The organism is Streptomyces sp. NPDC006261 (assembly GCF_040613515.1).
Classification (GTDB): Bacteria; Actinomycetota; Actinomycetes; order Streptomycetales; family Streptomycetaceae; genus Streptomyces.
Genome location: NZ_JBEXSI010000060.1, coordinates 1 through 25,152, shown reverse-complemented (window position 1 = coordinate 25,152; position 25,152 = coordinate 1). Strand labels below are relative to the sequence as shown.

The 25,152-nt window shown below is 69.0% G+C and carries 21 protein-coding genes; 10 read left to right on the top strand and 11 right to left on the bottom strand.

Annotation, left to right across the window (positions count from 1 at the left end):
- Positions 1 to 59 precede the first annotated feature (59 nt).
- The 3 genes from gnd to dnaA form a co-directional block, all read right to left on the bottom strand.
- On the bottom strand, positions 60 to 944 hold the full coding sequence (gene gnd, locus ABZ154_RS29160) for a phosphogluconate dehydrogenase (NAD(+)-dependent, decarboxylating) (protein ID WP_356837361.1): 885 nt from the start codon (positions 942 to 944) through the stop codon (positions 60 to 62).
- 136 nt (positions 945 to 1,080) lie between these two features.
- Positions 1,081 to 2,211: a DNA polymerase III subunit beta gene (dnaN, locus tag ABZ154_RS29155; protein ID WP_015609839.1), complete on the bottom strand. Its 1,131-nt coding sequence runs from the start codon at positions 2,209 to 2,211 to the stop codon at positions 1,081 to 1,083.
- 938 nt (positions 2,212 to 3,149) lie between these two features.
- Positions 3,150 to 4,973: a chromosomal replication initiator protein DnaA gene (dnaA, locus tag ABZ154_RS29150; protein WP_356837360.1), complete on the bottom strand. Its 1,824-nt coding sequence runs from the start codon at positions 4,971 to 4,973 to the stop codon at positions 3,150 to 3,152.
- A 381-nt stretch (positions 4,974 to 5,354) separates the two neighbouring features.
- Here dnaA and rpmH point away from each other — a divergent pair, with 381 nt between their 5' ends.
- The 9 genes from rpmH to ABZ154_RS29105 all read left to right on the top strand — a co-directional run bounded on the left by rpmH (position 5,355) and on the right by ABZ154_RS29105 (position 12,271).
- The gene (gene rpmH, locus ABZ154_RS29145) at positions 5,355 to 5,492 is read left to right on the top strand and encodes a 50S ribosomal protein L34 (protein WP_003967884.1); all 138 of its coding nucleotides are present in this window, start codon (positions 5,355 to 5,357) and stop codon (positions 5,490 to 5,492) included.
- A gap of 19 nt (positions 5,493 to 5,511) precedes the next feature.
- On the top strand, positions 5,512 to 5,883 hold the full coding sequence (gene rnpA, locus ABZ154_RS29140) for a ribonuclease P protein component (RefSeq protein WP_006125985.1): 372 nt from the start codon (positions 5,512 to 5,514) through the stop codon (positions 5,881 to 5,883).
- Positions 5,880 to 6,239 carry a membrane protein insertion efficiency factor YidD gene (gene yidD, locus ABZ154_RS29135; protein WP_356837359.1) on the top strand — a complete coding sequence of 120 codons (360 nt, stop codon included), beginning with the start codon at positions 5,880 to 5,882 and terminating at the stop codon, positions 6,237 to 6,239. Before rnpA ends, yidD begins: the two co-directional genes overlap by 4 nt.
- 3 nt (positions 6,240 to 6,242) lie before the next feature.
- A complete protein-coding gene (gene yidC / locus ABZ154_RS29130) occupies positions 6,243 to 7,514 on the top strand; it encodes a membrane protein insertase YidC (RefSeq protein WP_356837358.1) in 1,272 nt (423 codons plus the stop codon).
- Positions 7,515 to 7,528: 14 nt separating this feature from the next.
- Positions 7,529 to 8,041 carry a R3H domain-containing nucleic acid-binding protein gene (locus tag ABZ154_RS29125; protein WP_356837357.1) on the top strand — a complete coding sequence of 171 codons (513 nt, stop codon included), beginning with the start codon at positions 7,529 to 7,531 and terminating at the stop codon, positions 8,039 to 8,041.
- 109 nt (positions 8,042 to 8,150) lie between these two features.
- Complete coding sequence (gene rsmG, locus ABZ154_RS29120; RefSeq protein ID WP_356837356.1) at positions 8,151 to 8,867, top strand: 16S rRNA (guanine(527)-N(7))-methyltransferase RsmG; 717 nt, start codon at positions 8,151 to 8,153, stop codon at positions 8,865 to 8,867.
- 317 nt (positions 8,868 to 9,184) lie between these two features.
- Entirely contained in the window at positions 9,185 to 10,258 is a 1,074-nt protein-coding gene (locus ABZ154_RS29115; RefSeq protein ID WP_356837355.1) for a ParA family protein, read from the top strand.
- Positions 10,255 to 11,331: a ParB/RepB/Spo0J family partition protein gene (locus tag ABZ154_RS29110; protein ID WP_356837354.1), complete on the top strand. Its 1,077-nt coding sequence runs from the start codon at positions 10,255 to 10,257 to the stop codon at positions 11,329 to 11,331. The genes ABZ154_RS29115 and ABZ154_RS29110 overlap by 4 nt, the downstream gene beginning before the upstream one ends.
- A gap of 322 nt (positions 11,332 to 11,653) precedes the next feature.
- Positions 11,654 to 12,271, top strand: coding sequence for a GNAT family N-acetyltransferase (locus ABZ154_RS29105; RefSeq protein ID WP_356837353.1), 618 nt, complete (start codon positions 11,654 to 11,656; stop codon positions 12,269 to 12,271).
- 82 nt (positions 12,272 to 12,353) lie between these two features.
- Here the strand turns inward: ABZ154_RS29105 and trxA are convergent, their stop codons facing one another.
- The 7 genes from trxA to ABZ154_RS29070 form a co-directional block, all read right to left on the bottom strand.
- Complete coding sequence (gene trxA / locus ABZ154_RS29100; protein ID WP_073875187.1) at positions 12,354 to 12,686, bottom strand: thioredoxin; 333 nt, start codon at positions 12,684 to 12,686, stop codon at positions 12,354 to 12,356.
- Between the two features lie 44 nt (positions 12,687 to 12,730).
- On the bottom strand, positions 12,731 to 13,702 hold the full coding sequence (gene trxB / locus ABZ154_RS29095; RefSeq protein ID WP_356837352.1) for a thioredoxin-disulfide reductase: 972 nt from the start codon (positions 13,700 to 13,702) through the stop codon (positions 12,731 to 12,733).
- Between the two features lie 142 nt (positions 13,703 to 13,844).
- A complete protein-coding gene (locus tag ABZ154_RS29090) occupies positions 13,845 to 14,831 on the bottom strand; it encodes a hypothetical protein (protein ID WP_356837351.1) in 987 nt (328 codons plus the stop codon).
- Entirely contained in the window at positions 14,828 to 15,544 is a 717-nt protein-coding gene (gene sigM, locus ABZ154_RS29085; protein ID WP_356837350.1) for an RNA polymerase sigma factor SigM, read from the bottom strand. Before sigM ends, ABZ154_RS29090 begins: the two co-directional genes overlap by 4 nt.
- 100 nt (positions 15,545 to 15,644) lie before the next feature.
- Positions 15,645 to 17,387, bottom strand: coding sequence for a protein kinase family protein (locus ABZ154_RS29080; RefSeq protein WP_356837349.1), 1,743 nt, complete (start codon positions 17,385 to 17,387; stop codon positions 15,645 to 15,647).
- 129 nt (positions 17,388 to 17,516) lie between these two features.
- Positions 17,517 to 19,682, bottom strand: coding sequence for a murein biosynthesis integral membrane protein MurJ (murJ, locus tag ABZ154_RS29075; protein WP_356837348.1), 2,166 nt, complete (start codon positions 19,680 to 19,682; stop codon positions 17,517 to 17,519).
- Between the two features lie 50 nt (positions 19,683 to 19,732).
- On the bottom strand, positions 19,733 to 22,027 hold the full coding sequence (locus ABZ154_RS29070) for a DUF6049 family protein (RefSeq protein ID WP_356837347.1): 2,295 nt from the start codon (positions 22,025 to 22,027) through the stop codon (positions 19,733 to 19,735).
- Between the two features lie 182 nt (positions 22,028 to 22,209).
- On the opposite strand from ABZ154_RS29070, the gene ABZ154_RS29065 reads away from it, so the two are divergent.
- On the top strand, positions 22,210 to 23,652 hold the full coding sequence (locus ABZ154_RS29065; RefSeq protein ID WP_356837346.1) for a CCA tRNA nucleotidyltransferase: 1,443 nt from the start codon (positions 22,210 to 22,212) through the stop codon (positions 23,650 to 23,652).
- A gap of 99 nt (positions 23,653 to 23,751) precedes the next feature.
- On the opposite strand, the gene ABZ154_RS29060 is transcribed toward ABZ154_RS29065, so the two are convergent.
- Complete coding sequence (locus tag ABZ154_RS29060) at positions 23,752 to 25,020, bottom strand: MFS transporter (protein WP_356837345.1); 1,269 nt, start codon at positions 25,018 to 25,020, stop codon at positions 23,752 to 23,754.
- Positions 25,021 to 25,152: the final 132 nt, after the last annotated feature.

Here is a 25,152-nt window from a genome sequence, read left to right as displayed (position 1 = left end):
GACCTCTCCCGACAGTGCTTCCAGGTTGTCGCGGCGCCGGCGCGTGGCCGACGGCGCGATCAGTTCTCGTTCTTGGACTCGACCGCGTGGCCGCCGAACTGGTTGCGCAGCGCGGCGATCATCTTCATCTGCGGCGAGTCGTCCTGGCGCGAGGCGAACCGCGCGAACAGGGACGCCGTGATCGCGGGCAGCGGCACCGCGTTGTCGATCGCGGCCTCCACCGTCCAGCGGCCCTCGCCCGAGTCGGCGGCGAAGCCCCGCAGCTTCTCCAGGTGCTCGTCGTCGTCCAGGGCGTTGACCGCGAGGTCCAGCAGCCAGGAACGGATGACCGTGCCCTCCTGCCAGGAGCGGAAGACCTCGCGCACGTCGGTGACGGAGTCGACCTTCTCCAGCAGCTCCCAGCCCTCGGCGTAGGCCTGCATCATGGCGTACTCGATGCCGTTGTGGACCATCTTCGCGAAGTGGCCGGCGCCGACCTTGCCCGCGTGGACGGATCCGAAGTCGCCTTCGGGCTTGAGGGCGTCGAAGATCGGCTGGACCTTCGCCACGTTCTCCTCGCTGCCGCCGTACATCAGGGCGTAGCCGTTCTCCAGGCCCCAGACGCCGCCGGAGACGCCGCAGTCGACGAAGCCGATGTCCTTGAGGCCGAGCTCGACGCCGTGCTTCTCGTCGTCGGTCCAGCGCGAGTTCCCGCCGTCGACGACGACGTCTCCGGGCGAGAGCAGCGTGGCGAGCTCGTCGATCGTGGACTGTGTCGCGGCACCGGCCGGGACCATGACCCAGACGACCCGCGGGCCCTTCAGCTTGCCCACAAGCTCTTCGAGACTGTGGACATCGGCGACATCCGGGTTGCGGTCGTAACCGATGACGGTGTGGCCTGCGCGGCGGATGCGCTCGCGCATGTTGCCGCCCATCTTGCCGAGGCCGACGAGACCGAGCTCCATCAGAGATTCCTTAAGCGTCGTGGCGATAGCGTCGGGGCGTTCTCCGCCCAGGACCGAGCCTACGCCCGGCCGGCGACAGCGCGGTGGGCCCGCTCCGCGCCGAACGGGCCCACCGGGAAAAGCCGGAGGAGAAGGATCAGCCGGAGAGACGCACCGGCATGATCAGGTACTTGTACGCGTCGTCCGCCTCGGCGTCCACGGCCGGGCGCCCGCTGAGCAGGGCGGGCTTGGTGGATGTGGTGAAGGAGAGCTGGGCGACCGGGGAGTCGATCGCGCTCAGACCGTCCAGCAGGAACGTCGGGTTGAAGGCGATCGAGATGTCGTCGCCCTCCAGCACCGCGTCGACACGTTCCACAGCCTGTGCGTCGTCGCTGGAACCGGCTTCCAGGATGAGCACGCCCTGCTCGAAACTCAGCCGGACCGGGGTGTTCCGCTCGGCGACCAGGGCCACACGCTTGACGGCCTCGACGAAGGGGGCCGTCTCGATGACCGCGACCGAGTTGAACTCGGTGGGGAAGAGCGTGCGGTACTTCGGCAGGTCGCCTTCGAGCAGACGCGTGGTCGTCGTGCGTCCCGCGCCCTCGAAGCCGATCAGCCCCTCTCCGGCACCGGAGCCGGAGAGCGCCAGGGTGACCGTGTCACCGCTGGTGAGCGCCTTGGCGGTGTCCAGGAGCGTCTTGGCGGGCACCAGGGCGACCGCGGATGCCTCCGGGTCCTCCGGCTTCCAGAGGAACTCACGGACCGCGAAGCGGTAGCGGTCGGTGGAGGCGAGGGTGACGGTGTCGCCCTCGATCTCGATGCGCACACCGGTCAGCACGGGCAGCGTGTCGTCGCGGCCCGCGGCGATGGCGACCTGGGCGGCGGCCGAGGCGAAGACCTCACCGGGGACGGTGCCCGTGGCGGTCGGCATCTGCGGCAGCGCCGGGTACTCCTCCACAGGCAGTGTGTGGAGGGTGAAGCGCGAGGAGCCGCAGACCACCGTGGCCCGTACACCGTCTGTGGAGATCTCCACCGGGCGGTTCGGCAGGGCGCGGCAGATGTCGGCGAGCAGCCGGCCGGAGACGAGCACCGTGCCGTCCTCGTCGACCTCCGCGTCCACGGAGACCTTGGCCGAGACCTCGTAGTCGAAGCTCGAGAAAGAGAGGGCCCCGTCCTCGGCCTTCAGCAGTAGGCCCGCGAGAACGGGCGCCGGCGGACGGGCCGGGAGGCTGCGGGCCACCCAGGCCACCGCCTCCGCGAGTACATCGCGCTCCACCCGGATCTTCACCGGAACCGCCTCCTGCTGTTGCTCGCTCGCCCTGCTGGCCTTCGTCGTCTGGACCGGAGCTCCCTGCCGACGGCCGGGGTGGCTCCGGGGTCCAGTCTGACGCACGGCACCGACAGTCGTTGCTGCTCGGGGTCAAGTCGAGCAGAACGCGGCGAGGCGGTCGCCGGTCGAGTTGTACACAGGCCCCACTTCGAAGCGGATTCCTGGCTAACTCTGAGTGGTAGTAGTAGTAGGCCCTGTGGAAACCGTGGATAACGTCGTTTGCGCAGGTCAGCAACTGTTTTTTGTCCACCGACCCTGTGGGTGGCATCCGTGGACAACCGGGGCTTTCTGTGGACGGACGGAAGTTCTGCACACCCGATGCACAGGAGGGGGTCACTTCTCCCCAGGGCTGTCCCCAGCTTTACCCACGTTCCCCACAGCCCAATCAGGCAGCTTCGTGTGACGCCTTTCACTCCGGGCGGTGAGAGGGCGTGTTCTGTTGCCGAACAGTGGACAGAGGTGTGGAGAAGCCGGGTCGGGCTGGGGAGAACGGCGTCCAGCCTGTGGGCCGCCGGTGGACAACCGGGAGAACCTCCTGTGGACGAAAAAGTTGTCCACAGGCTGTGGATCACGGTTGACCACAAATCCCCAACCACGTGACCTGGCCTGATGGAGTATCGGCAGTCGGCCCTGTGGACGCAATATGGACAACTTCCCGGTCCCCAGGCTGTGGACGGAAGAAATCCCGCACATCTGTGGAGAAGGGCCTCTGAGCAGCCCGTGTTCGAACAGCACAAGTACGGACGCGACCGCTGTCAGGGCGGCCGGAGCCCCCCAGGCACGATGCCGGAGCCCCCAGGCACGACGAAAGGGCGCCTCGCGCGGACCATGAGAGGTCGTCGCGAGGCGCCCTTCGAGCTTGCTGTGAGGCCCGGTGGCGCCTTGAACGGCCGGCGTCAGCCGTTCTTGATGCGGTTGGTGAGCTCGGTGACCTGGTTGTAGATGGAGCGGCGCTCCGCCATGAGCGCCCGGATCTTCCGGTCCGCGTGCATCACCGTCGTGTGGTCGCGGCCGCCGAACTGTGCGCCGATCTTCGGCAGCGAGAGATCGGTGAGCTCCCGGCACAGATACATGGCGATCTGGCGCGCCGTCACCAGGACCCGGCTGCGCGAGGATCCGCAGAGGTCCTCCACGGTCAGGCCGAAGTAGTCCGCGGTGGCCGCCATGATGGCCGGCGCGGTGATCTCCGGCGCCGACTCCTCACCGCCCGGGATCAGATCCTTGAGCACGATCTCGGTCAGCCCCAGGTCCACCGGCTGCCGGTTGAGGGAGGCGAAGGCCGTCACCCGGATCAGGGCGCCCTCCAGCTCACGGATGTTGCGCGAGATCCGCGAGGCGATGAACTCCAACACCTCCGGGGGCGCGTTCAGCTGCTCCTGCACCGCCTTCTTACGGAGGATGGCGATCCGGGTCTCCAGCTCGGGCGGCTGGACGTCGGTGGTCAGACCCCACTCGAAGCGGTTGCGCAGCCGGTCCTCCAGCGTCACCAGCTGCTTGGGCGGCCGGTCCGAGGAGAGCACGATCTGCTTGTTCGCGTTGTGCAGCGTATTGAAGGTGTGGAAGAACTCCTCCTGCGTCGACTCCTTGCTCGCCAGGAACTGGATGTCGTCGACCAGAAGGATGTCGACATCGCGGTACCGCTTGCGGAAGGTGTCGCCCTTGCCGTCGCGGATCGAGTTGATGAACTCGTTGGTGAACTCCTCCGAGCTCACGTACCGCACCCGGGTGCCCGGGTAGAGGCTGCGTGCGTAGTGCCCGATCGCGTGCAGCAGGTGGGTCTTGCCGAGCCCCGACTCCCCGTAGATGAAGAGGGGGTTGTAGGCCTTGGCGGGCGCCTCGGCGACGGCCACGGCAGCGGCGTGCGCGAACCGGTTGGAGGCGCCGATCACGAAGGTGTCGAAGAGGTACTTCGGGTTCAGCCGGGCGTGCGGCTCCCCAGGTCCCGGCGCCGGCGCCGGCTGGGCGCCCATCGGGCCCGGGACCGAACCGCCGGTGCGGCCGGGTCCGCTCGGACGGTGCTGTTGGTCGTGCCGGTCGCGCTGCTGCTCGTACCCCTGGCGCTCGGGCGGTTGCGACCGGTAGTCGTGCTGCGGCTGCTGGGGCCGCCCGGTGCCGTACGGCTCACGCCACTGCTCGGAGGGCTGGTCGCGGTACGACTCGGTCTCGCGGTAGGTGTCGGAGGCGGGCTGCTCGCGGTCCTGGTAGCCCCCGTGCCGCGGCTGCTGCCAGGAGAGGTCCTCCTGGGTGCGCGGCCAGGCGCCCGGCTCGGGGCGCTGCTGCTGGTAGTCGGGGTAGGCCGGGCGGGCCGTCGGCATGCCGTCGTCGGAGGGGCGGTGGCCGTATCCGTCGTACCCGTCGTCACGCCCGTCGTCGCGCGGCTGCCCCTGGTAGCGCTGGCTCTGGTGCGACTGGTGCATGGGGGGTGCCGGCGGGGAGGGCGGTTCGCCCGCGGAGTCGTCGACGGTGATCGCGATCCGGATGGGGCGGCCGCACTCCCGGGTCAGCGTCTCGCTGATCAGTGGAGCGAGCCGGCCCTCGAGCACGCGCTTGCCCCACTCATTGGGGACGGCCAGGAGTGCGGTGTCGGCGACGAGTGCCAGCGGCTGGCAGCGCTCGATCCACTGCTTGTCCTTCGGCTCGATGCCCTGCTGGCCCTCCCCGAGGAGTTGTTCCAGCACTCGTGGCCACACTGCGGCAAGATCGGCAGGTACGTCAGCCACAAGGCACGCTCTCTCGCATGTCCCACGAATGTGTGGTTCTCGGGACGGGATGGGTCGGGATGGGTGAGGCCCGGCAGTCGGGAAGGAAAAGAACCGGAGTTCGGCCACGGTAGTCAGGCCGGGCCGCGCGGTTCAAGTTGTTGTCCACAGGCTGTGCACAATGGGGGGCCGCGCGGAGCCGGTTTGACCGGATGGCGTAGCCGCGCGTACCGTGACCAGGTCGAGTTGTCGATGGCTGCTGCCGCCTGCCTCCGATGGGCAAAGATCACGATCTGTGATTGTGAAGCGGTGCACTAAGGCGTTTACGCGAGTTCCTCGTGGGCGCACGGTGACAGCCAGGCGATGTCCCGCCAAGACACGAATCATTTCTGGAGCCCCCGAGTGAGCAAGCGCACCTTCCAGCCGAACAACCGCCGTCGCGCCAAGACCCACGGCTTCCGTCTGCGCATGCGTACCCGTGCCGGCCGCGCGATTCTCGCAAACCGCCGTGGCAAGGGCCGCAGCAGCCTGTCCGCCTGATCGCTTACAGGTCCATGACGTGCTGCCTACCGAGAATCGGCTGAGGCGGCGCGAGGACTTCGCGACCGCGGTACGACGAGGACGTCGAGCCGGACGTCCACTGCTCGTCGTCCATCTACGCAGCGGTGAAACGGACCCGCACGTGACTGGGGAGACTGTTCCCCCGCCGCGTGCGGGTTTCGTCGTCAGCAAAGCGGTGGGAGGCGCGGTCGTCCGCACCGCGGTGAAGCGGAAGCTTCGCCATCTGGTCCGCGACCGACTGGCGCAGCTGCCCCCCGGTAGCCTTGTTGTCGTACGAGCGCTGCCCGGTGCGGGCGACGCCGACCATGCACAGCTGGCCCGAGACCTGGATGCCGCCCTTCAGCGGTTGCTGGGAGGGGGCGCGAGATGAAGTACCCGCTGCTTGCCCTCATCAAGCTGTACCAGTGGACGATCAGCCCACTCCTCGGGCCTGTCTGCCGCTATTACCCGTCGTGTTCCCACTACGGATATACGGCTATCGACCGGCACGGTGCGATCAAGGGAACGGCGCTGACCGCCTGGCGCATCCTGCGATGCAATCCGTGGTCACCCGGCGGTGTGGACCATGTCCCGCAACGCAAGCGTCCGCGGTGGCACGAGCTGCTGCGCAACGGCCTGCGTGGCGGCAAGGGCGGGGAGTCCGCCGCTGATGTGCCGTCCGGGGGGTCGGTCTCCGAACCTCCGAGCCCGGCCACAGAGACCTCGCCCAAAGCTCAAGGAGCCTGATTAGTGGACACGATTGCCAGTCTGTTCAGCTTTATCACCACGCCTGTCTCGTGGGTCATCGTCCAGTTCCACAAGGTTTACGGAGCGCTTTTCGGCGATGACTCCGGGTGGGCCTGGGGCCTGTCCATCGTGTCCCTGGTGGTGCTGATCCGCATCTGCCTGATCCCGCTCTTCGTGAAGCAGATCAAGTCGACCCGCAATATGCAGGTGCTGCAGCCGAAGATGAAGGCGATCCAGGAGCGCTACAAGAACGACAAGCAGCGTCAGTCCGAAGAGATGATGAAGCTGTACAAGGAGACGGGTACCAACCCGCTCTCCTCGTGCCTTCCGATCCTGGCGCAGTCCCCGTTCTTCTTCGCCCTGTACCACGTGCTGTCGTCCATCGCCTCGGGCAAGAAGATCGGCGCGATCAACCAGGACCTGCTGGACAGCGCCCGGCAGGCCCACATCTTCGGCGCACCGCTGGCCGCGAAGTTCACCGACAGCGTCGACAAGCTCAACTCGCTCGACGCCACGCTGCTGGACGTCCGGGTCGTCACCGCCATCATGATCGTGCTGATGTCGGCCTCGCAGTTCTTCACCCAGCGCCAGCTGATGACGAAGAACGTCGACCTCACCGTGAAGACCCCGTACATGCAGCAGCAGAAGATGCTGATGTACATCTTCCCGGTCATCTTCGCCGTGATGGGTGTCAACTTCCCCGTCGGTGTCCTCGTCTACTGGCTGACCACGAACGTCTGGACCATGGGTCAGCAGATGTACGTGATCAACCAGAACCCGACGCCGGGCAGCAAGGCACAGGACGCCTACCTCCAGCGGGTGCTCAAGACCGTGGACTCCCGCGGTCAGGTCCGCGGCCGGACGCAGCGCAGGACCGTCAAGGCGATCGTGGCCAAGGGTCCCGACCGCAATGACATCGAGCGCAAGTTCATCACCGGGCTGAGCAAGAAGGGTCTCGCGGCTCAGGAGGACGGCACCGTCCAGAAAAGCGAGACGGCCGTCATCGAGGCCGAGGGCGGTGCGGCTCCCAAGCGCCAGCAGCCCAAGCGCCAGACCAAGGCGAAGCGTCAGACGGCCGCCACCGCCGCCGGTGCGCCCAAGGATGAGCCCAAGGACGAGTCCGTGGCCGGCTCCAAGACCTCGCTCCGGAAGCAGGACGCACCGCAGGACGACAAGCCGACGTCGGCGGGCAAGTCCGCCTCCGGCTCCTCACGCCAAGCCAAGTCCGGACAGCGCAAGGGCCCGCAGCGGCCCAAGCACCCGTCCAAGAAGTAAGAAGGAGTCCACCCGTGACGGAAGGCACCACCTCCACGGCCGCCGCTGAGGGCAGCGACACTCTGACCCGCCTGGAGCAGGAGGGGGAGATCGCAGCCGACTACCTCGAAGGCCTGCTCGACATCGCCGACCTCGACGGCGACATCGACATGGACGTCGAGGCGGACCGGGCCGCGGTATCGATCATCAGCGACTCTCCGCGTGAACTCCAGAAGCTCGTGGGTCGCGACGGTGAGGTGCTGGAGGCGCTCCAGGAGCTGACCCGGCTGGCGGTTCACCGGGAGACCGGCGACCGCAGCCGCCTGATGCTGGACATCGGCGGTTTCCGGGCCAAGAAGCGGGAGATCCTCGCCGAGCTGGGTGCCAAGGCCGCCAACGACGTCAAGAGCTCGGGCCAGCCGGTCAAGCTGGACCCGATGACGCCGTTCGAGCGCAAGGTCGTGCATGACGCGATCGCCGCAGCCGGTCTCCGGAGCGAGTCGGAGGGCGAGGAGCCGCAGCGCTTCGTCGTCGTTCTCCCGGCCTGACCGGATCCTTGTACTGTCGGCCCCGTCTGTTCGCAGGCGGGGCCGATCCTTGTCAGCCTGATAGTCAGCCACCCCCAGTGCGCTAGTGCGGTACGGAAGGACGGTCCCCGTGACGGAAGCTGCAGAGCTCCCCCCGGCACCTGAAGAGGCGCAGGCGGTATTCGGAGAGCTCTTCCCGGAGGCTGTCCGGTACGCGGAGCTTCTCGCCGATGCCGGGGTGAAGCGTGGCCTGATCGGACCGCGCGAGGTGCCGCGGCTGTGGGAGCGGCACCTGCTGAACTGCGCGGTGCTCTCCGAGGTGGTGCCGGAAGGTGTCACGGTCTGCGATGTGGGCTCGGGTGCCGGCCTGCCCGGCATCCCGCTGGCCCTCGTACGCCCCGACCTCAAGATCACGCTGCTGGAGCCGCTGCTCCGCCGGACGAACTTCCTCCAGGAGGTCGTCGAACTGCTCGGCCTGGACCATGTGACGGTGGTGCGCGGGAGGGCCGAGGAGGTCCTCGGGACGCTCCAGCCCGTCCACGTGGTGACTGCTCGTGCCGTGGCGCCGCTGGACCGGCTGGCCGGATGGGGTGTGCCCCTGCTGCGCCCCTACGGCGAGATGCTCGCGCTGAAGGGCGACACGGCCGAGGAGGAGATCAATGGCGCCAGGGCGGCTCTGAGCAAGCTCGGTGTGCTGGAGACCGAGGTGCTCCAGGTCGGTGAGGGCGTGGTCGATCCGCTATCCACAGTGGTGCGCGTGGTGGTGGGCGAGAGCCCGGGCGGTGTGAGGTTCGCCGCAAAGAGGGCCAAGGCCGCGCGGGTGGGGCGCACCCGGCGCCGCCGCTGAGGGCTGCCGACCGCGCAAGGACGGGCCGGGCGGAGAGCGGTCCGGCATGACTCCTTCCAGGCGATCTTTACCGTCTAGCAGTGAAATGCCGGGAAAGCGGCCATCCGTACCCCCTGCGGAGTGTCGTGGCCTGGTAGTTGCGATGCAGGGGCATCGTGTTTCACGTGAAACGTCGCTCTCTGCTGCAGGGAATCATCGGCCGCGGTCGTGCGGCTGCCACACCGCGCGACCGGAAGCCCGTACGGGTTACCGAGTTGTCCACACGCCCCGATTCATCCACAGATCAGCGGGCCTCGCTGGTTCACGACCCCGAAAGCATGGCAGGCTCTGCTCATTGCGAGCCTGAAGTCGAGGAGAGTGAACCGTTGCGGTCCGACGCCAACATCGCGGGACCGATGACCGATCCGGTCCCCGGTCCCCGAACCGAGTCCGCGGGGGAGGGTGTTTCACGTGAAACACCGCCGCCGATGGACGACACGCCCATCGGTCGAGCCGCCCAGCTGGCGGTCGAGGCTCTCGGCCGCGCCGGTGAAGGGCTGCCTCGCCCTGACCGGACACGCGTCATGGTGGTGGCCAACCAGAAGGGCGGCGTCGGTAAGACGACCACGACGGTCAACCTTGCTGCCTCGCTGGCCCTGCACGGGGCGCGTGTCCTGGTGGTCGACCTCGACCCCCAGGGCAATGCCTCCACGGCGCTGGGGATCGATCATCACTCCGACGTCCCCTCGATCTATGACGTCCTGGTGGAGAGTCGGCCGCTCTCCGAAGTGGTTCAGCCCGTTCCGGACGTCGAGGGTCTCTTCTGCGCCCCTGCCACGATCGATCTCGCCGGTGCGGAGATCGAGCTCGTGTCGCTGGTGGCGCGGGAGAGCCGGCTTCAGCGGGCCATCCAGGCGTATGAGCAGCCGCTGGACTACATCCTCATCGACTGCCCTCCCTCCCTCGGCCTTCTCACGGTGAACGCGATGGTGGCCGGGGCGGAGGTGCTGATCCCCATCCAGTGCGAGTACTACGCGCTGGAGGGCCTGGGCCAGCTGCTGCGCAACGTCGACCTGGTGCGGGGCCACTTGAACCCCGACCTGCATGTCTCCACAATCCTGTTGACCATGTACGACGGCAGGACCAGGCTCGCCTCCCAGGTCGCCGAGGAGGTCCGTACCCACTTCGGCAAGGAAGTGCTGCGGACGAGCATCCCGCGGTCCGTGCGTATCTCCGAGGCGCCGAGTTACGGGCAGACCGTGCTGACCTACGACCCGGGGTCCAGCGGCTCGCTCTCCTACCTCGAAGCCGCCCGGGAAATCGCCCTGCGGGGTGTCGGGGTGCACTACGAGGCGCAGCACGCCCACGCGATTCAGAACAGCCAGCAGAACGTTTCGGAGGGCATTCAGTGAGTGAGCGACGTAGAGGGCTGGGGCGTGGGCTCGGTGCGCTGATCCCCGCCGCTCCCCAGGAGAAGCAGGTGCCGGGGCCCGGCGGCGGGTCGGCCTCCGGGGGGCAGGTTCTGACGGCGGAGCGAGGAGTGGCGGCCGCGAAGGTGACCGCACTTCCGTCGTCCCCGGTGGTGCCGGAGCCGACGTCCGCGCCGGACCAGGAGTCGGCGACGGCCGGTGCGTTCTTCGCCGAGCTGCCCATCGGTTCGATCACGCCGAACCCCCGCCAGCCCCGCGAGGTCTTCGACGAGGACGCCCTGGCCGAGCTGGTCACCTCCATCAAGGAGGTGGGTCTTCTCCAGCCGGTCGTCGTGCGCAAGGCAGGGGCGGACCGCTACGAGCTCATCATGGGCGAGCGTCGGCTGCGTGCCTGCCGCGAAGCGGGCCTGGAGCGGATCCCGACCATCGTCCGGGACACGGACGACGAGAAGCTCCTCCTGGACGCGCTGCTGGAGAACCTCCACCGGGCTCAGCTGAACCCGCTGGAGGAGGCTGCCGCGTACGACCAGCTTCTCAAGGACTTCAAGTGCACCCATGACCAGCTGGCCGACCGGATCGGGCGGTCCCGGCCTCAGGTGTCCAACACGCTGCGGCTCCTACGGCTCTCGCCGCCGGTGCAGCGGCGGGTGGCCGCAGGCGTTCTTTCGGCCGGTCACGCCCGTGCCCTGCTGTCGGTGGACGACTCCGAGGAGCAGGACCGGCTGGCCCACCGCATCGTGGCGGAGGGGCTCTCGGTCCGCGCGGTCGAGGAGATCGTGACGCTCATGGGTTCGCGTCCCTCGAGCTCGCCCAAGCCCAAGGGCCCCCGGGCCGGTACGCGGCTGTCCCCCGCACTGACGGACCTGGCGACCCGGCTCTCCGACCGCTTCGAGACCCGGGTGAAGGTCGACCTGGGGCAGAAGAAGGGAAAGATCACCGTCGAGTTCGCCTCGATGGAGGATCTGGACCGGATCCTCGGCTCCCTCGCCCCGGGCGAGGGAAAGGTGCTGGAGCGTCGTCTCGCCGAGGCTCCCGACGAGGACGACGAGAGCTGAGTCCCCTGGCATCCGCTTGCCTGTAGGGCGCGTGAAGGGCGGGCCGTGTTCCGGGTGATTACCGGAACACGGCCCGCCCTTTGCCCTCTCTCGGTATCCGCATCACCTCTGGGTGGATACGATGCGATCTGGGATGGCGCATCCACGGTGATCGACCTCGGAGGAGGGCGGGGACCTTGCGAACAGTGAGCCGCAGCCGGCTGGTGACGGTCGGGCTGGGCCTGGGAGTCGTCGGGGGATTCGTCGGCAGCCTGTTCCACGAACGGAACGCGCTGGCGGCCGCACGTGATGCGGCGGGTGAGAGAAGTGAGGGATCGCCGCCATGGGGCGTCGGCTTGTACCGCTCACCTTGGACAACCTTCAAGATCTCCCCGAGCGCTGCCGCGCGTGCGTCTTCTGGGAGCTTGACCCGGTCAGCGGGGAAGCTGCCGTAGAGGCAGGAAAGCCGGGGCTGGAGAAAGAGGCCTGGATCTCCGCGGTGCTCCTGGAGTGGGGCTCCTGCGGCCGGGTGGTCTACGTGGATGATGTTCCGGCGGGGTTCGTCCTCTATGCGCCGCCTGCCTATGTCCCGCGCTCGACGGCCTTTCCCACCAGCCCGGTCTCCCCCGACGCCGTTCAGCTCATCACCGGTCTGATCCTTCCGGGGTATCAGGGCCAGGGGCTCGGCCGTGTCATGGCGCAGACGGTGGCCAAGGACGTGCTGCGCCGGGGCTTCAAAGCGATCGAGGCATTCGGGGATGCCAGGGCGGAGGAGTCCGGCTGTGTGCTCCCGGCGGATCACCTGCTGGCGGTCGGCTTCAAGACCGTGCGACCCCACCCCCGGTATCCGCGGCTGAGGCTGGAACTGCGGACGACGCTCTCCTGGAAGGAGGACGTCGAGATGGCTCTCGACCGGCTCCTGGGAGCCGTACAGAAGGAACCGGTACTGCACCCGCTCTGAGCGGCCTCGGACCGGTACGGAAACGGGCCCACCCCGTTGGGGGGTGGGCCCGTTTCACGTGAAACATCGCGCCAGGGCGCGGCTACTTGGTGATGAAGCCTTCGAGGTCGCGGAGGATCGCGGCCTTCGGCTTGGCGCCGACGATGGTCTTGGCGACCTCGCCGCCCTGGTAGACGTTCAGGGTCGGGATGGACATCACCCCGTACTTGGCGGCGGTGGCCGGGTTCTCGTCGATGTTGAGCTTGACGATCTCGATCTGGTCGCCGTGCTCCGCCGCGATCGCTTCCAGCGAGGGAGCGATCTGACGGCACGGGCCGCACCAGGCAGCCCAGAAGTCGACCAGAACGGGCTTCTCGCTCTTGAGGACGACATCGTCGAACGTGTCGTCGGTTACGTGCTTCAGGTCGCCGGCCACGGCGGCCTCCTTAGTCTCTCGGGGTGGGCGTGCGGTAGGGAAGTTCAGACGGCCGGGGTCTTCTCCGGCTCGGCGGGCTCCACATCGGCCAGTGCGGCGAGGAAGCGCTCGGCGTCCAGCGCCGCGGAGCAGCCGGTGCCCGCAGCGGTGATGGCCTGCCGGTAGGTGTGGTCGACCACGTCACCGGCGCCGAAGACACCGGTCAGGCTGGTTCGGGTGGAGGGCGCCTCGACCTTCAGGTACCCCTCGTCGTCGAGCTCCAGTTGGCCCTTGAAGAGCTCGGTGCGGGGGTCGTGTCCTACGGCGATGAAGAGGCCGGTCACGGGGAGCTCGGAGAGCTCGCCGGTCTTGGTGTTCCGCAGGGTCAGGCCCGAGAGCTTCTGCTCACCCTTGACCTCGGCGACCTCGCTGTCCCAGGCAAACTTGATCTTCGGGTCGGCGAAGGCCCGGTCCTGCATCGCCTTGGAGGCACGCAGGGTGTCGCGGCGGTGGACGATCGTGACGGACTTGGCGAAGCGGGAGAGGAAGGTCGCCTCCTCCATGGCCGTGTCGCCGCCGCCGATCACGGCGATGTCGTGGTCCTTGAAGAAGAAGCCGTCACAGGTGGCGCACCAGGAGACCCCGCGGCCGGAGAGGGCGTCCTCGTTGGGCAGTCCGAGCTTGCGGTGCTGGGAGCCGGTGGTGACGATGACGGACTTGGCACGGTGCACGGTGCCCGCCGTGTCGGTGACCGTCTTGATGGCACCGGTGAGGTCGACCGCGACGACATCGTCAGGAACCAGCTCGGCGCCGAAGCGCTCGGCCTGGGCTCGCATGTTGTCCATGAGCTCGGGGCCCATGATGCCGTCCTGGAAGCCGGGGAAGTTCTCCACGTCGGTGGTGTTCATCAGTGCGCCGCCGGCCGTGACCGCGCCCTCGAAGACCAGCGGGTTCAGTGAGGCACGAGCGGTGTAGAGCGCGGCGGTGTACCCGGCCGGTCCGGAGCCGATGATGATCACATTACGGACGTCGCTCACGGGTTTCTTCCTCGTCTCTGCAGACTGCCTACTGCCTACGGGGTCGGTTCAACGACTCTCACCCCACCCAACGGATCCTACGGGTGTTGCATTCCCGTGGTGCAATCCCGTGTTGCCACACCCGGGCGTGCCGTAGCGGCCCTCAGGGGCGGTCGTACGCCTCTGTGAGCAGCAGCCGACCGGTCGACCCGGGCCCGGCTTCCACGCAGGAGGAGGCGACGACATAGGCCTGCACGCGGGTGGGGTCGCTCGGGTGGGGAAGGACGACGAGGAAGGCGTCCGTCCCCTGATAGGTCCCCTCGTCGACGGCGAGGGCCGGTGTGGTGCTACCGGTGGCCTGCTGCACGCACGGAGGTACGGCGACGGCAGGGGCGATGAGCGGGCCCCTGGAGGCCTTGGTGTCGGGCGTCTCCGCCTCGGGTACCGCCTGCTCGTCCACGCTCGGTGACTGCTTCTGCCCGTTGAACTCCTCCGTGCCGGCTCTGCCGGACAGAAGGTCCTGGACCGTGGTCTCGAGCGTTCCCTGGGAGTAGCTGTGCGCCCCGCTCTCCGAGGTGCTGACGGCCCGGTCGGCGGCCGCGCCCGACGAGTCAGAGGACGACGACAGGTTCTGGAGGAAGAGGACGCTCATGCCGATGAGTGCGGCGCCGCACGCGGTGCCCAGGAACACCGCACTCCGACGGCGGCGGGTGCGATTGCGTCCGGGGCCCGTAGAGCCCTCGGGGCGGCCCGCCGGGCGGACCGGGGAGGAGCCGGTGCGGGGTGTCACGGAGGATGGGTCGCCGGTCTCCGCGCTCGATGTTTCACGTGAAACATCGGCATCGCGGGAAAAAACAGCGGTGGCTCGGGAGTCATCGGCCGCTTCATCGGCGGGGGAGCCCGCGCGGGCCTCGGCGGCGAGCGCAGCGTCGATCCGGGCGGCGATGTCCCCGGGCATCGGCTCCGGGCCCGGCAGGGTGCCGAGCAGCTCGCGGACCTCCTCCAGGGAGTCCCGTACCTCCGCGCACAACTCGCACTCCGCGAGGTGGTCGCGGATCTCTTCCGCGCGGGAAGGGATGAGCAGCCCCTCGGTGAGATCGGAGATCTCGGAGACCTCCGGGTGCTGAGCCGTGTCGGTCGTGGATGTCACGGGCGTCCACCTCCTCCCTTCACAGCGGCCGGATCGTTCGCTCCTGTGTCCTTCGGTTCTGACGCAGGTGGGACGGATGGACCGGGCGTCCGGTTCCTTCCGGTGACGTGGGTCTCCCCGTCGGGGCCCTCGTCGCCGGTCCCGCCGCGCAGGTGCCGAACCAGGGGAGCCAGCCTCGCCCGTCCCCGGGCGCACCGGCTTTTCACGGTCCCGGTGGGCACGCCCAGGATGTCGGCGGCCTCGGCCACGGGATAACCCTGCATGTCGACCAGGACGAGGGCCGCGCGCTGTTCGGCGGGCAGGGTGGCCAGGGCGGCGAAGAGCTGGCGGTGCAGATCCTGCCGTTCGGCGGGGGCCTCGGCCGACTCGTTGGGTTCCAGGAGCTGGTCGAGCCGTTCCGCGTCGTCCACCGGAGACGTCTTGCGGGAGGCCGCTTTCCGGACTCGGTCGAGGCAGGCGTTGACGGTGATGCGGTGCAGCCAGGTCGTCACGGCGGACTGGCCGCGGAAGGTATGGGCGGCCCGGAAGGCAGAGACGAGGGCGTCCTGGACGGCATCGGCCGCCTCTTCCCTGTCCGCGAGGGTGCGCAGCGCCACGGCCCACAGCCGGTCGCGGTGGCGGCGTACGAGTTCACCGAAGGCGTCGGGGTCGCCCGCCACATGGAGGGCGAGCAGGTCCGAGTCGCCCGGTGCCTCTGGTGGAACGGAATCCACCGTGCTCCCCCTCCGAACCGGATCCGATGTCGTGTGCCACATTAACGGGCCGCGCGCCGGGTGATCAGGGCTGGTACGGAGTCTCCACACCAGCTCCTGATCAGCCGAGGACGGAGATGTCGTTGATCCCGCCGCGAAAGCCGCCGGTGCCGTCCGCGGGCAGTTCCGTGATGTGGATCAGGACGTAGCGCGTCCGGACGGGCTTCTCCAGCTCCTCCGTGAGCGTCTTCTCCGCGACCTTCTTCTCGACGATCTGCTGGGGGAAGTCCGCCGACGAGGAAGGTGACGAGGCGTCCGGCCCCGCGGCGAACACCGCCGTGGTCTGACCGCTGCGGTACATGTCCACATCGATGGAGCGGACGTCCTGGACCTTCCCCAGGTCGACGATGATCCCGCTGCCCTGCCGACGCTGCGGCAGGTTGCCGAAGTTGGGGAAGCCCCGGTAGCGATGGGTGATCCACGCCGTGGAGGAGTCGTCGTCGATGGCGTTCGGTACGTCCCCCGGCTGGATCCCCGAACCGTCGGGCATGAACTCGGTGGCGTCCGCGATGGCCAGTGGCTTGGGCGGGGCGGGTGCCGGCTTCTCGTCGTCGGTCGGCTGGGTGACGCCGGTGTCGCCGGAGCCCTTGCGCTGGTCGAGCAGGATCTCCGCGAGCTGCCAGCTGCCGAGGCCGAGGGCGGCGATGAGGAGCGCCGAGACGCTCCACTTGAGTACCCGTCCGGTACGGCTCTGGAGGGGTGCCGGAGGGGCTGCCAGCACCGGCTGGGGCACGGACGACGGATGGGTGGACGGCCGTCCGTAGGTGCCCTGCTGATACGTCGTCCGCTGATAGACCGGCTGCTGGTAGACGGGCTGGGCGGCGAAGGTGGGCTCCGGCGGCAGGACGCGCGGCATGGCCGCGACGGCCTTGGCCAGTTCGTCCGGGGTCGTGCAGGGCGGTTCCTGACGGGATGCGGTGGCCCCGTCGTTGGCGAGGGCACGCATGGCGAGCTCGGAGAGGCCGCGGTGGACGCCGGCGCGGACCTGGTCCGGGGCGATGAGCCCCATGCCCTTGGGCAGCCCGGAGAGACCGTACGCGTCGCTCTCGTACGGCCAGCGCTTGGTCAGCGCCGCGTACAGGAGTGCGCCGATCGCCTCGGTGTCCTGACGCAGAGGGCGTTCGGAGGTGATGCCGCGCAGGGCGGCGTTCACGGCGAGGCCGCGGATCCGGTACTGGCCGGTGGAACTGCGCAGTACGGCGCCGGGGGTGAGGCGAAGGTGCGTCAGGCCCTCGCGGTGAGCTGCCGCCATCGCGTGGGAGAGCTGGCTGACGAGTTGGTAGGCGTCGTGGGCGTCCATCGGTCCGGCGGCCAGCAGAGCGGTGAGCTCGGTGGCGTCCGGGAGCCATTCGTGGACGACGTAGACGAGATCGTCCTCCTCGACGGCGTCCAGGACCTGGACGAAGCGGGGATCGCCGAGCAGCGCGGACGACCTGGCCGCGGCCAGTACGGAGCGGGCCCTGGGGTGGTTGGCGGGCAGCAGGTGGACGCCGACCGCGCGGCGCAGTTTCTCGTCGACCGCCCGCCAGCTGCTGAAGCCGTCCAGACGGGTGACGCACTCCTCCAGGCGGTAGCGGTCGGCCAGTTTGTGGCCGCTGTGTACGTCGGGGGTCGCCGGAACGGCCTCGGAACGTGCCCGCCCGCCGTCGTGACCCTGGGGGTTCTCGGGCGTCTCGGGGCTCGCGCCCTCGGTGTCCTCGGCCTGCGCCGTTCCGTCGTTCGTGGCCTCGTCCGCCTTGGCGGATAGCGGCTCGTCGCCGCCGTTGTCGGCCACGTCGACGGCAGCCGTGCTACGTTCCGCCACCGTCGTTCCTGCCTCCCCATCCGTTGCGCGAAGCCGGCCAGCTCGCCTCAGTCACGCCAATTGTGCCCACACTCCGGCGCTATCCACGACACGCCGAGTCCGGCGATGGTTGTGCGGCCGTGTGCTCATTCAGCGTCCGAGCCGTCCACGGACCATGCCGACCAGGCCGTTGACCTCTTCGATGCGCATCTTCTTCGCCGCGACGAAGAAGATGCCCATGAGGAGGGTGCCGCCACAGATCAGCGCGGCCAGCGATCCGAGAGCGCCCGTGCCGAGAAGCTCGAGGATCGCGAATCCGATGCCGCCGCCGATGGCGGCCGCGGGTACCGCCGCCATGCAGAGCCGGGCGTAGGTCCGCACGATATGCGCACCGTCCAGGTCGCCGCCGAGCCGGGTGCGCAGTCGGCGCCAGGCGACACCGACGCCGACCGCGTAGGCCAGACCGTAGGAGAAGGCCATGCCGACGACGGCCCAGCGGGCGGGAAGGACGACGTAGCAGAGGGCGGAGGCGGCGGCGTTGACGGCCGCGACGATGACCGTGTTGTAGAAGGGGGTACGGGTGTCCTCGTACGCGTAGAAGCCGCGGAGGACGACGTACTGCACGGAGTACGGGATCAGGCCGAGGGCGAACGCCATCAGGATGAAGCCCATGGACCGGGCTGCCTCGGCGCCGCTGGAGGCATACAGCAGGGTGCACATCGGCAGGCCGAGCGCGAGGAAGGTGAAGGCGACCGGGACGATGGCGACGGCCGAGTTCCGCAGGCCCTGCGAGATGTCGTCCCGGACCGCACCGGGGTCGTTGTCGTGGGCGGCGCGGGAGATGCGGGGCAGCAGCGCGGCCATGACGGAGACCGTGATGATGGCCTGCGGCATGCCCCAGATCAGCTGGGCGTTGGAGTAGGCCAGGAAGCCGGTGCCGTCCTTGCCGGCCAGCTTGCCCGCCGATGTGGCGAGCTGGGTGACGACCAGGACGCCCGCCTGGTTGGCCAGGACGAACAGTACGGTCCACTTGGCCAGCTTGACCGTTTTGCCGAGCCCGTGGCCCTTCCAGTCGAAGCGGGGGCGGAAGCGGAAGCCCGCCTCGCGCAGGTACGGGATCATCGCCAGCGCCTGGACGACCAGCCCGAGAAGGGTGCCGATACCCAGCAGCCGGACGCCCTCCGGGGGGATGGTGTCCACGCCCATCCGGGACTCGGCGGAGGTGCCGTAGACCCAGATGAAGAGGCCGAACGTGATGATCATGACGACGTTGTTGAGGACCGGGGTCCACATCATCGCGCCGAACTTGCCCCTGGCGTTGAGGATCTGACCCATCACCACGTGCACGCCCATGAAGAAGATGGTGGGCAGGCAGTACCGGGCGAAGGTGACGGCGACGCTGTTGGCGGCGACATCGTCGGCGATGGTGTTCGACATCAGCTGGATCAGCACCGGCGCGACGAGGACCGCGATGGCCACGATCAGGCCGAGCGCCACCATCACCAGGGTCAGCAACCGGTTGGCGAAGGCCTCGCCGCCGTCCTCGTCGTCCTTCATGGCGCGGACGAGCTGCGGGACGAAGACCGAGTTGAGACCGCCGCCGACGGTGAGGATGTAGATCATGGTCGGCAGCGTGTACGCGATGGTGAAGCTGTCGCCGAGCAGCGCGGCGCCGAGAGCCGCGGTGATCACCAGGGACCGGATGAATCCGGTGAGCCGGGAGACGAGGGTGCCGGCCGCCATCAGCGCGCTGGACTTCAGCACTCCGGAAACCCGGCCGCCGCCGGACTTCGACGGGGCGGGAGCGGGGGCGGGTTCCGGCTCGGGCGGGCCCGGGACCTTCCCCGCCCCTTCCTGGTCCCGGAAGAGGTGGGCGAAGGCGTCCGGCTCCTGCCGATCGTCCGACGCCTGTGTGACCAGGTCGTCGACGCCGACGAACTGCGTGGTCGCCGGACGGTCGCCGTACGGGAGGTGGCGTGAGGGCCCCGAGGGCTCGGGAGGCGGTGTCTGGGCCCAGATACGCGGGTCGGGGGCGTGCGGGGGCGCGGGCGGCTGCTGGTACAGCGCCTGCGGTTCCTGGTAGGTGCCGGGGGGCGGCGGCGGGTGGGACGCCCGGTCGTACAGCGCCTCGCCCACCGGGTCCTGGGCCGCGAGGTCCTGCGCCCGGTAGGGGTCGTCCTCGTAGGCGTGCTGGAGGTACGGGTCGGGCGGCGCCTGCCCGCCGTCCTGGCCCGCACCCGGAGGGACGGGGGGCCCGGACGGAGACCCTGCTCCGCCGGCGCCCTGGCCGCGGTCACCGTCGTACGGCGCGTTCATCGAAACCCCTACCTCATCGTCCCCGGCCGACCGGCCATGACGGACATCGCTCAACGGTCCACTTTCTCACCCGTTCCCGACGGGGCCCCGCTTTCCGGTCCGGTGTCCGGGGCCGGGTCACTCGGCTGCTCGGGTTCGCCGCCGTCGCCGTTCGCCGTGTCGCTTGCCACGGCGCGCTTGCGGTGGCTGTACATCCTGACCCCGGCCAGCACCAGGAGGAGCAGTCCGCCGGCGATGACGAGCAGGACGGTGGGAGTGACCTCGGAGACCTTCACGGTGAAGGTCATCTCCTCGCCGTACGGCGTGCCGTCCTCGGTGAAGAGCCGGGCGGTCACTTGGGCGCGTCCGTTGGCGCTGGTCGCCGTGTCGAACTTCACCGACTGGCTGTGCCCGCCCCCGATCCGGACCGGCAGGTCGGCCATCGTCCCGCCGTCGTTGAACTTCAGACGGATGTTGTCCGACTTCAGCCTCAGGACGAGCCTGTCGACGCCCTGCACCAGCTTGTTCTGCACGGTCACCGGGATCGTCGCGCTGCGGCCGGAGAGAGTGACGTCCGACTTGTCGATCAGCTGGACCTCGCCGGTGAGGTTCTTCAGGTGCTTGAGCACGTCGTCCCGGTAGGTCTGCGCCTCTTGGGAGCGGCCCCGCCAGGATGTCGACATCGAGCGGTTGACCGCGTTGCCGAACGGGGTAACCACGCGCTCGGGCAGCGTGAGGATGGTCTCGAAGCTGTCGATGGAGCCCTGGGTGGTCCGGATGTCCTGGAACGCCTGGGTGGGCAGCTCCTGGTTGCGGAGCTTCTTCGGGTACGCGGAGGCCCGCGGCACCTTCGTGGTCGCCAGCGGATCCGGTTTCGCCTCGGAGGCGGCGACCAGGTCCTGCGGCTGCGTCCAGCGGTCGCCCGAGAGGGCCTCCAGGGCCCGCGCCATCGACTGCGCCTGGGCAGCCGTGGGCATCCGCTGGGGTGCCACGACGATGCTGCGTTCGTTGTCCGGCGCCTGCTCGTTCAGCGCGAGGGTCTGCGCGAGGAACTTCTGGACCGCGAGGGTCGAGGCGCCCGCCCGGATCATGCTGCCGTTGAACACGGCCGACAGCCGGGAGTCGGCGACGACGGCGGTGGTGCCTCCGCCGATCGGCCTTGCCGCCGTCGGGGTGTACGGCAGGCCGCCGGTCTCCGGGAAGCTGTCGCTGCGGGCGATCACATGATCGGCGCCCGCGGAGGTCGCCACATCCACGATGCCCGGGTCGACCGCGCCGTTCACGGGCCAGGCGAAGTCGGTGGACGGCTTCACGTGGAGGATGGTCTCCACCGTGGTGGCGCCCACCGTGGAGGCGTTCTGCAGATGGCTGAGTGTGCCGGAGACACCCTTGCCCCGGTGCGCTATGGAGGCCAGATCCGGGTCGGCGAACGGCAGAGCGATCACCTTGCCGTCCTCGACCACCTTCTGCAGGGCGGTGATCCACTGTCCGGCGACGGCCCGGTTCTTGCCCGGGACGGTCGTATCACCGGACTTGACCTCGTAGCCCCCGGCCATTGCGGCGACGCTCGCCAACAGGTCCGGGTCGACGACCCAGGTCACGGGGAGCCGGCTGCCGAGGGCGACCATCTGCTGCAGACGTCCTCCCGGCGCCAGCTCCTCGGCCAGCTTGTCGTCGGCGAACACCGGCGTCTGCTGTTCGTCCGAGCGCGTCTCGGCGGTGACGTGCGGGGAGGCGATCAGCGGCCAGAGAAAAGTGAGCTTCGTCCTCTTGTCGCTTTTCTCGGGCTGCCAGGGGAGGTACGAGCGCTCGATGCCCAGCACCTGCTCGTAGGGGACGGCCGCAGTGCGGCCGGAGACCGAGACTCCCAGCTGGTAGACGCCCGACGCGTCGAGGTCCAGCTTGTCGACGGGAACGGCGAGCGTGAAGTTCTGGCTGATCCCCCTGGCGAGCTCGGGGATCTTCACCGTGTACTTGTCGTCGATCGGGGCCGGGTCGGCGCCCGGCGTGTAGCCCTTGCGCTTGGCGGCGTCGTCGACCTCTCCGCGGCCGGAGAGCCGGGGGCCGACCCGCAGGTCGACCTCGGCGTCGTCGATCGTCTCCTTGCCCTTGTTGGTGAGCGTCCCGGAGACGGTCAGCGTGTCCCCCTCCACGGGGGCGGCGGGGGAGAGCGTGTCCAGGGACACATCGACCGTGCGGGATCCCGTGGGGGCCTTCACCGGTTCGGCGGCCGGCGCGCTCCCGGTGGCCGGACCGGCCAGCAGTCCGGCCAGCAGCGGTGCTCCCAGGACCACGGAAGCCGTGCGCCGCAGCCACCGGCGGGCAGGAGAGGGACGCATCCCCTGGATGTCTGCCGCCTGGGCCACGCGCCTACCCGTCCCTCGTCGTCATCGGAGTCTGTCGATCGTTGTCGGTCCTGCGTCCCCGCATGGTAACGAGGTGCGGAGGGCCGAAGTGCTGGGGTCCGGCTCACATGATCGCGGCAGGTCCGCAGGGTCCGGATAAACGATGACGCCGTGGCCGGTCCGTACACGTACCCTTTTCTGTTGTGCCGAACGCCAACGAAGAGAACGCCAGTGCACTGAACCAGGTGCAGCATCGCGCGGTGAGTGAGCTGCTGCGAGTGTCCCCGGTCGCCGACGACCTCGCCCGCCGCTTCCAGGGGGCCGGATTCGGCCTCGCGCTGGTCGGAGGCTCGGTCCGCGACGCGCTGCTCGGCAGGCTCGGGAACGACTTGGACTTCACCACCGACGCCCGCCCCGAGGACGTGCTGACCATCGTCCGTCCCTGGGCCGACGCGGTGTGGGAGGTCGGGATCGCCTTCGGCACCGTCGGCGCCCAGAAGGACGGCTACCAGATCGAGGTGACGACCTACCGGTCGGAGGCGTACGACAGGGCCTCTCGCAAGCCGGAGGTCTCCTACGGCGACTCCATCGAGGACGACCTCGTGCGCCGGGACTTCACGGTCAACGCGATGGCTGTCGCGCTGCCGGAGAAGGAGTTCGTCGACCCGCACGGCGGCCTGAAGGACCTTGCCGAGCGCGTGCTGCGCACGCCGGGGACGCCTGAGGCGTCCTTCTCGGACGACCCGCTGCGCATGCTGCGTGCCGCCCGGTTCGCGGCTCAGCTGGACTTCGAGGTCGCCCCCGAGGTCGTCACCGCGATGACCGGGATGGCTGGCCGGATCGAGATCGTCTCGGCCGAACGGGTCCGCGAGGAGCTCAACAAGCTTCTTCTCTCCGCCCGCCCCCGTAAGGGCCTCGGCCTCCTCGTCGACACCGGGCTGGCCGACCATGTGCTGCCTGAGCTCCCGGCGCTGCGACTGGAAAGTGACGAGCATCACCGTCACAAGGATGTCTACGAGCACTCGCTGACCGTCCTGGAGCAAGCCATCGACCTGGAGGAGGACGGGCCCGACCTCGTTCTGCGGCTGGCAGCCCTGCTCCACGACATCGGCAAGCCGAGGACGCGGCGGTTCGAGAAGGACGGCCGGGTCTCCTTCCACCACCACGAGGTGGTGGGCGCCAAGATGACCAAGAAGCGCATGACCGAGCTGAAGTACTCCAACGACCTGGTCAAGGACGTGTCGAAGCTGGTCGAGCTGCACCTGCGCTTCCACGGGTACGGCGACGGGGAGTGGACCGACTCCGCCGTCCGCCGGTACGTACGCGACGCCGGACCCCTCCTCGAACGCTTGCACAAGCTGACCCGGTCGGATTGCACGACCCGGAACAAGCGCAAGGCAAACGCACTCTCCCGGACCTACGACGGGCTGGAGGAGCGGATCGCCCTGCTGCAGGAGCAGGAGGAGCTCGACTCCATCCGCCCGGATCTGGACGGCAACGAGATCATGCAGACGCTGGGGGTGGGCCCCGGGCCGGTGATCGGCAAGGCGTACGCGTTCCTGTTGGAGTTGCGGCTGGAGCACGGCCCAATGGAGCGTGACGCGGCGGTGGCCGCACTCAAGGAATGGTGGGCGGAGCAGAGCTGAGTCGGCGCGGGTGATGTTTCACGTGAAACGTCACCCGGGCCGAATGTGCTGGGGGCGTTGTTTCACGTGAAACAACGTCCCCAGCACATTCGGGCCCGGCTACCCGCCGCCGAGTGTGTGGCGCCGACGGAACATGGCCACCGCAACGGCGGCGTACAGCACGGCCACTCCGACCACGACGGTGACGGACCTGCCGTCCGGCGGGAGCAATAGCGCCGCGACCCCGGCCGCGCTCACGAACGCGACGTTGAACAGCACGTCGTAGAGCGAGAAGATCCGGCCGCGGAACGAGTCGTCCACCGAGGTCTGGACGACCGTGTCCGTCGAGATCTTCGCCCCCTGGGTCACGACACCGAGCACGAAGGCGGCGATCAGCATCGGCACGGGGGTGAATGAGAGCCCCAGAGCCGGCACCAGGACGGCCGCGGATCCGGCGCAAGCCGTGATCCATCCGTACCGTCCGAGCCGCCCCACGGCCCAGGGGGTCACCACGGCGGCCACGAAGAAACCCGCACCGGAGGCCCCGACCGCCAGGCCGAGCAGGGCCAGTCCATCGGAGTCGCCGTCCGACCAGGCGTAGCGGCAGAGCATGAGCACCATCACGGTGAGCGCGCCGTAGCAGAAGCGGAGCACCGTCATGGCGGCCAGCGCCCTGGCCGCGCGGGTCCGCTCCCCCAGGTGGCGGAGTCCGGTGACGAGCCCGTGGGCCGTGACGGTCAGTGCGGCTCGCAGCCGTAGGGGCGTTCCGTCGGGCTCGGGCCCCAGCAGCGCGGGCGGCAGGCGCAGCGACGCCAGCGCGGAGAGCAGATAGAGCATGGCCCCCAGCAGGACGACCGCCGCGTCCGACTCGTCGGCCAGCAGCCGCACGACGAAGGCGAGGCCACCGCCCGCGGTGGCCGCGAGGGTGCCGGCCGTCGGGGAGAGCGAGTTGGCGACGACGAGCCGTTCGTCGTCGACCACCCGCGGCAGCGCGGCGGAGAGCCCTGCCAGCACGAAACGGTTGACGGCGGTGACGCAGAGGGCCGAGGCGTAGAAGAGCCAGTCCGGTACGGAGGCGAGGATCAGCAGGGCCGTGCACGAGGCCAGGGAGGCCCGCAGGAGGTTTCCGTACAGGAAGACCTGGCGGCGGGGCCAGCGGTCCAGCAGGACGCCCGCGAAGGGGCCGATCAGCGAGTACGGGAGGAGGAGCACCGCCATGGCCGAGGCGATGGAGGCCGCTGAGGTCTGCTTCTCCGGCGAGAAGACGACGTACGCGGCGAGGGCGACCTGGTAGACGCCGTCGGCGGACTGGGAGAGGAGCCGCACGGTGAGCAGGCGGCGGAAGTTCCGCAGGCGCAGGAGGGTGCGCAGATCACGCGCGACAGACATGGGAGCAAGCGTCACACACGTCGGGGGCGGTGACGCGCCGTTCCTGATCGCCGGTGAACGCCGTTACTCGTACGGGGAGTTCTTCGCCCGGAGAGCACCAGCGAGAGGTAGTCGCGGGTGCTCTCCGGCATC

What these genes read in the sequence shown, in the direction of transcription:
- gnd (WP_356837361.1), bottom strand. Translation starts at nt 944, where the DNA reads ATGGAGCTCGGTCTCGTCGGCCTCGGCAAGATGGGCGGCAACATGCGC.
- yidD (WP_356837359.1), top strand. Translation starts at nt 5,880, where the DNA reads ATGAAGTACCCGCTGCTTGCCCTCATCAAGCTGTACCAGTGGACGATC.
- ABZ154_RS29115 (WP_356837355.1), top strand. Translation starts at nt 9,185, where the DNA reads ATGGCAGGCTCTGCTCATTGCGAGCCTGAAGTCGAGGAGAGTGAACCG.
- ABZ154_RS29105 (WP_356837353.1), top strand. Translation starts at nt 11,654, where the DNA reads ATGGGGCGTCGGCTTGTACCGCTCACCTTGGACAACCTTCAAGATCTC.
- murJ (WP_356837348.1), bottom strand. Translation starts at nt 19,682, where the DNA reads ATGAACGCGCCGTACGACGGTGACCGCGGCCAGGGCGCCGGCGGAGCA.
- ABZ154_RS29060 (WP_356837345.1), bottom strand. Translation starts at nt 25,020, where the DNA reads ATGTCTGTCGCGCGTGATCTGCGCACCCTCCTGCGCCTGCGGAACTTC.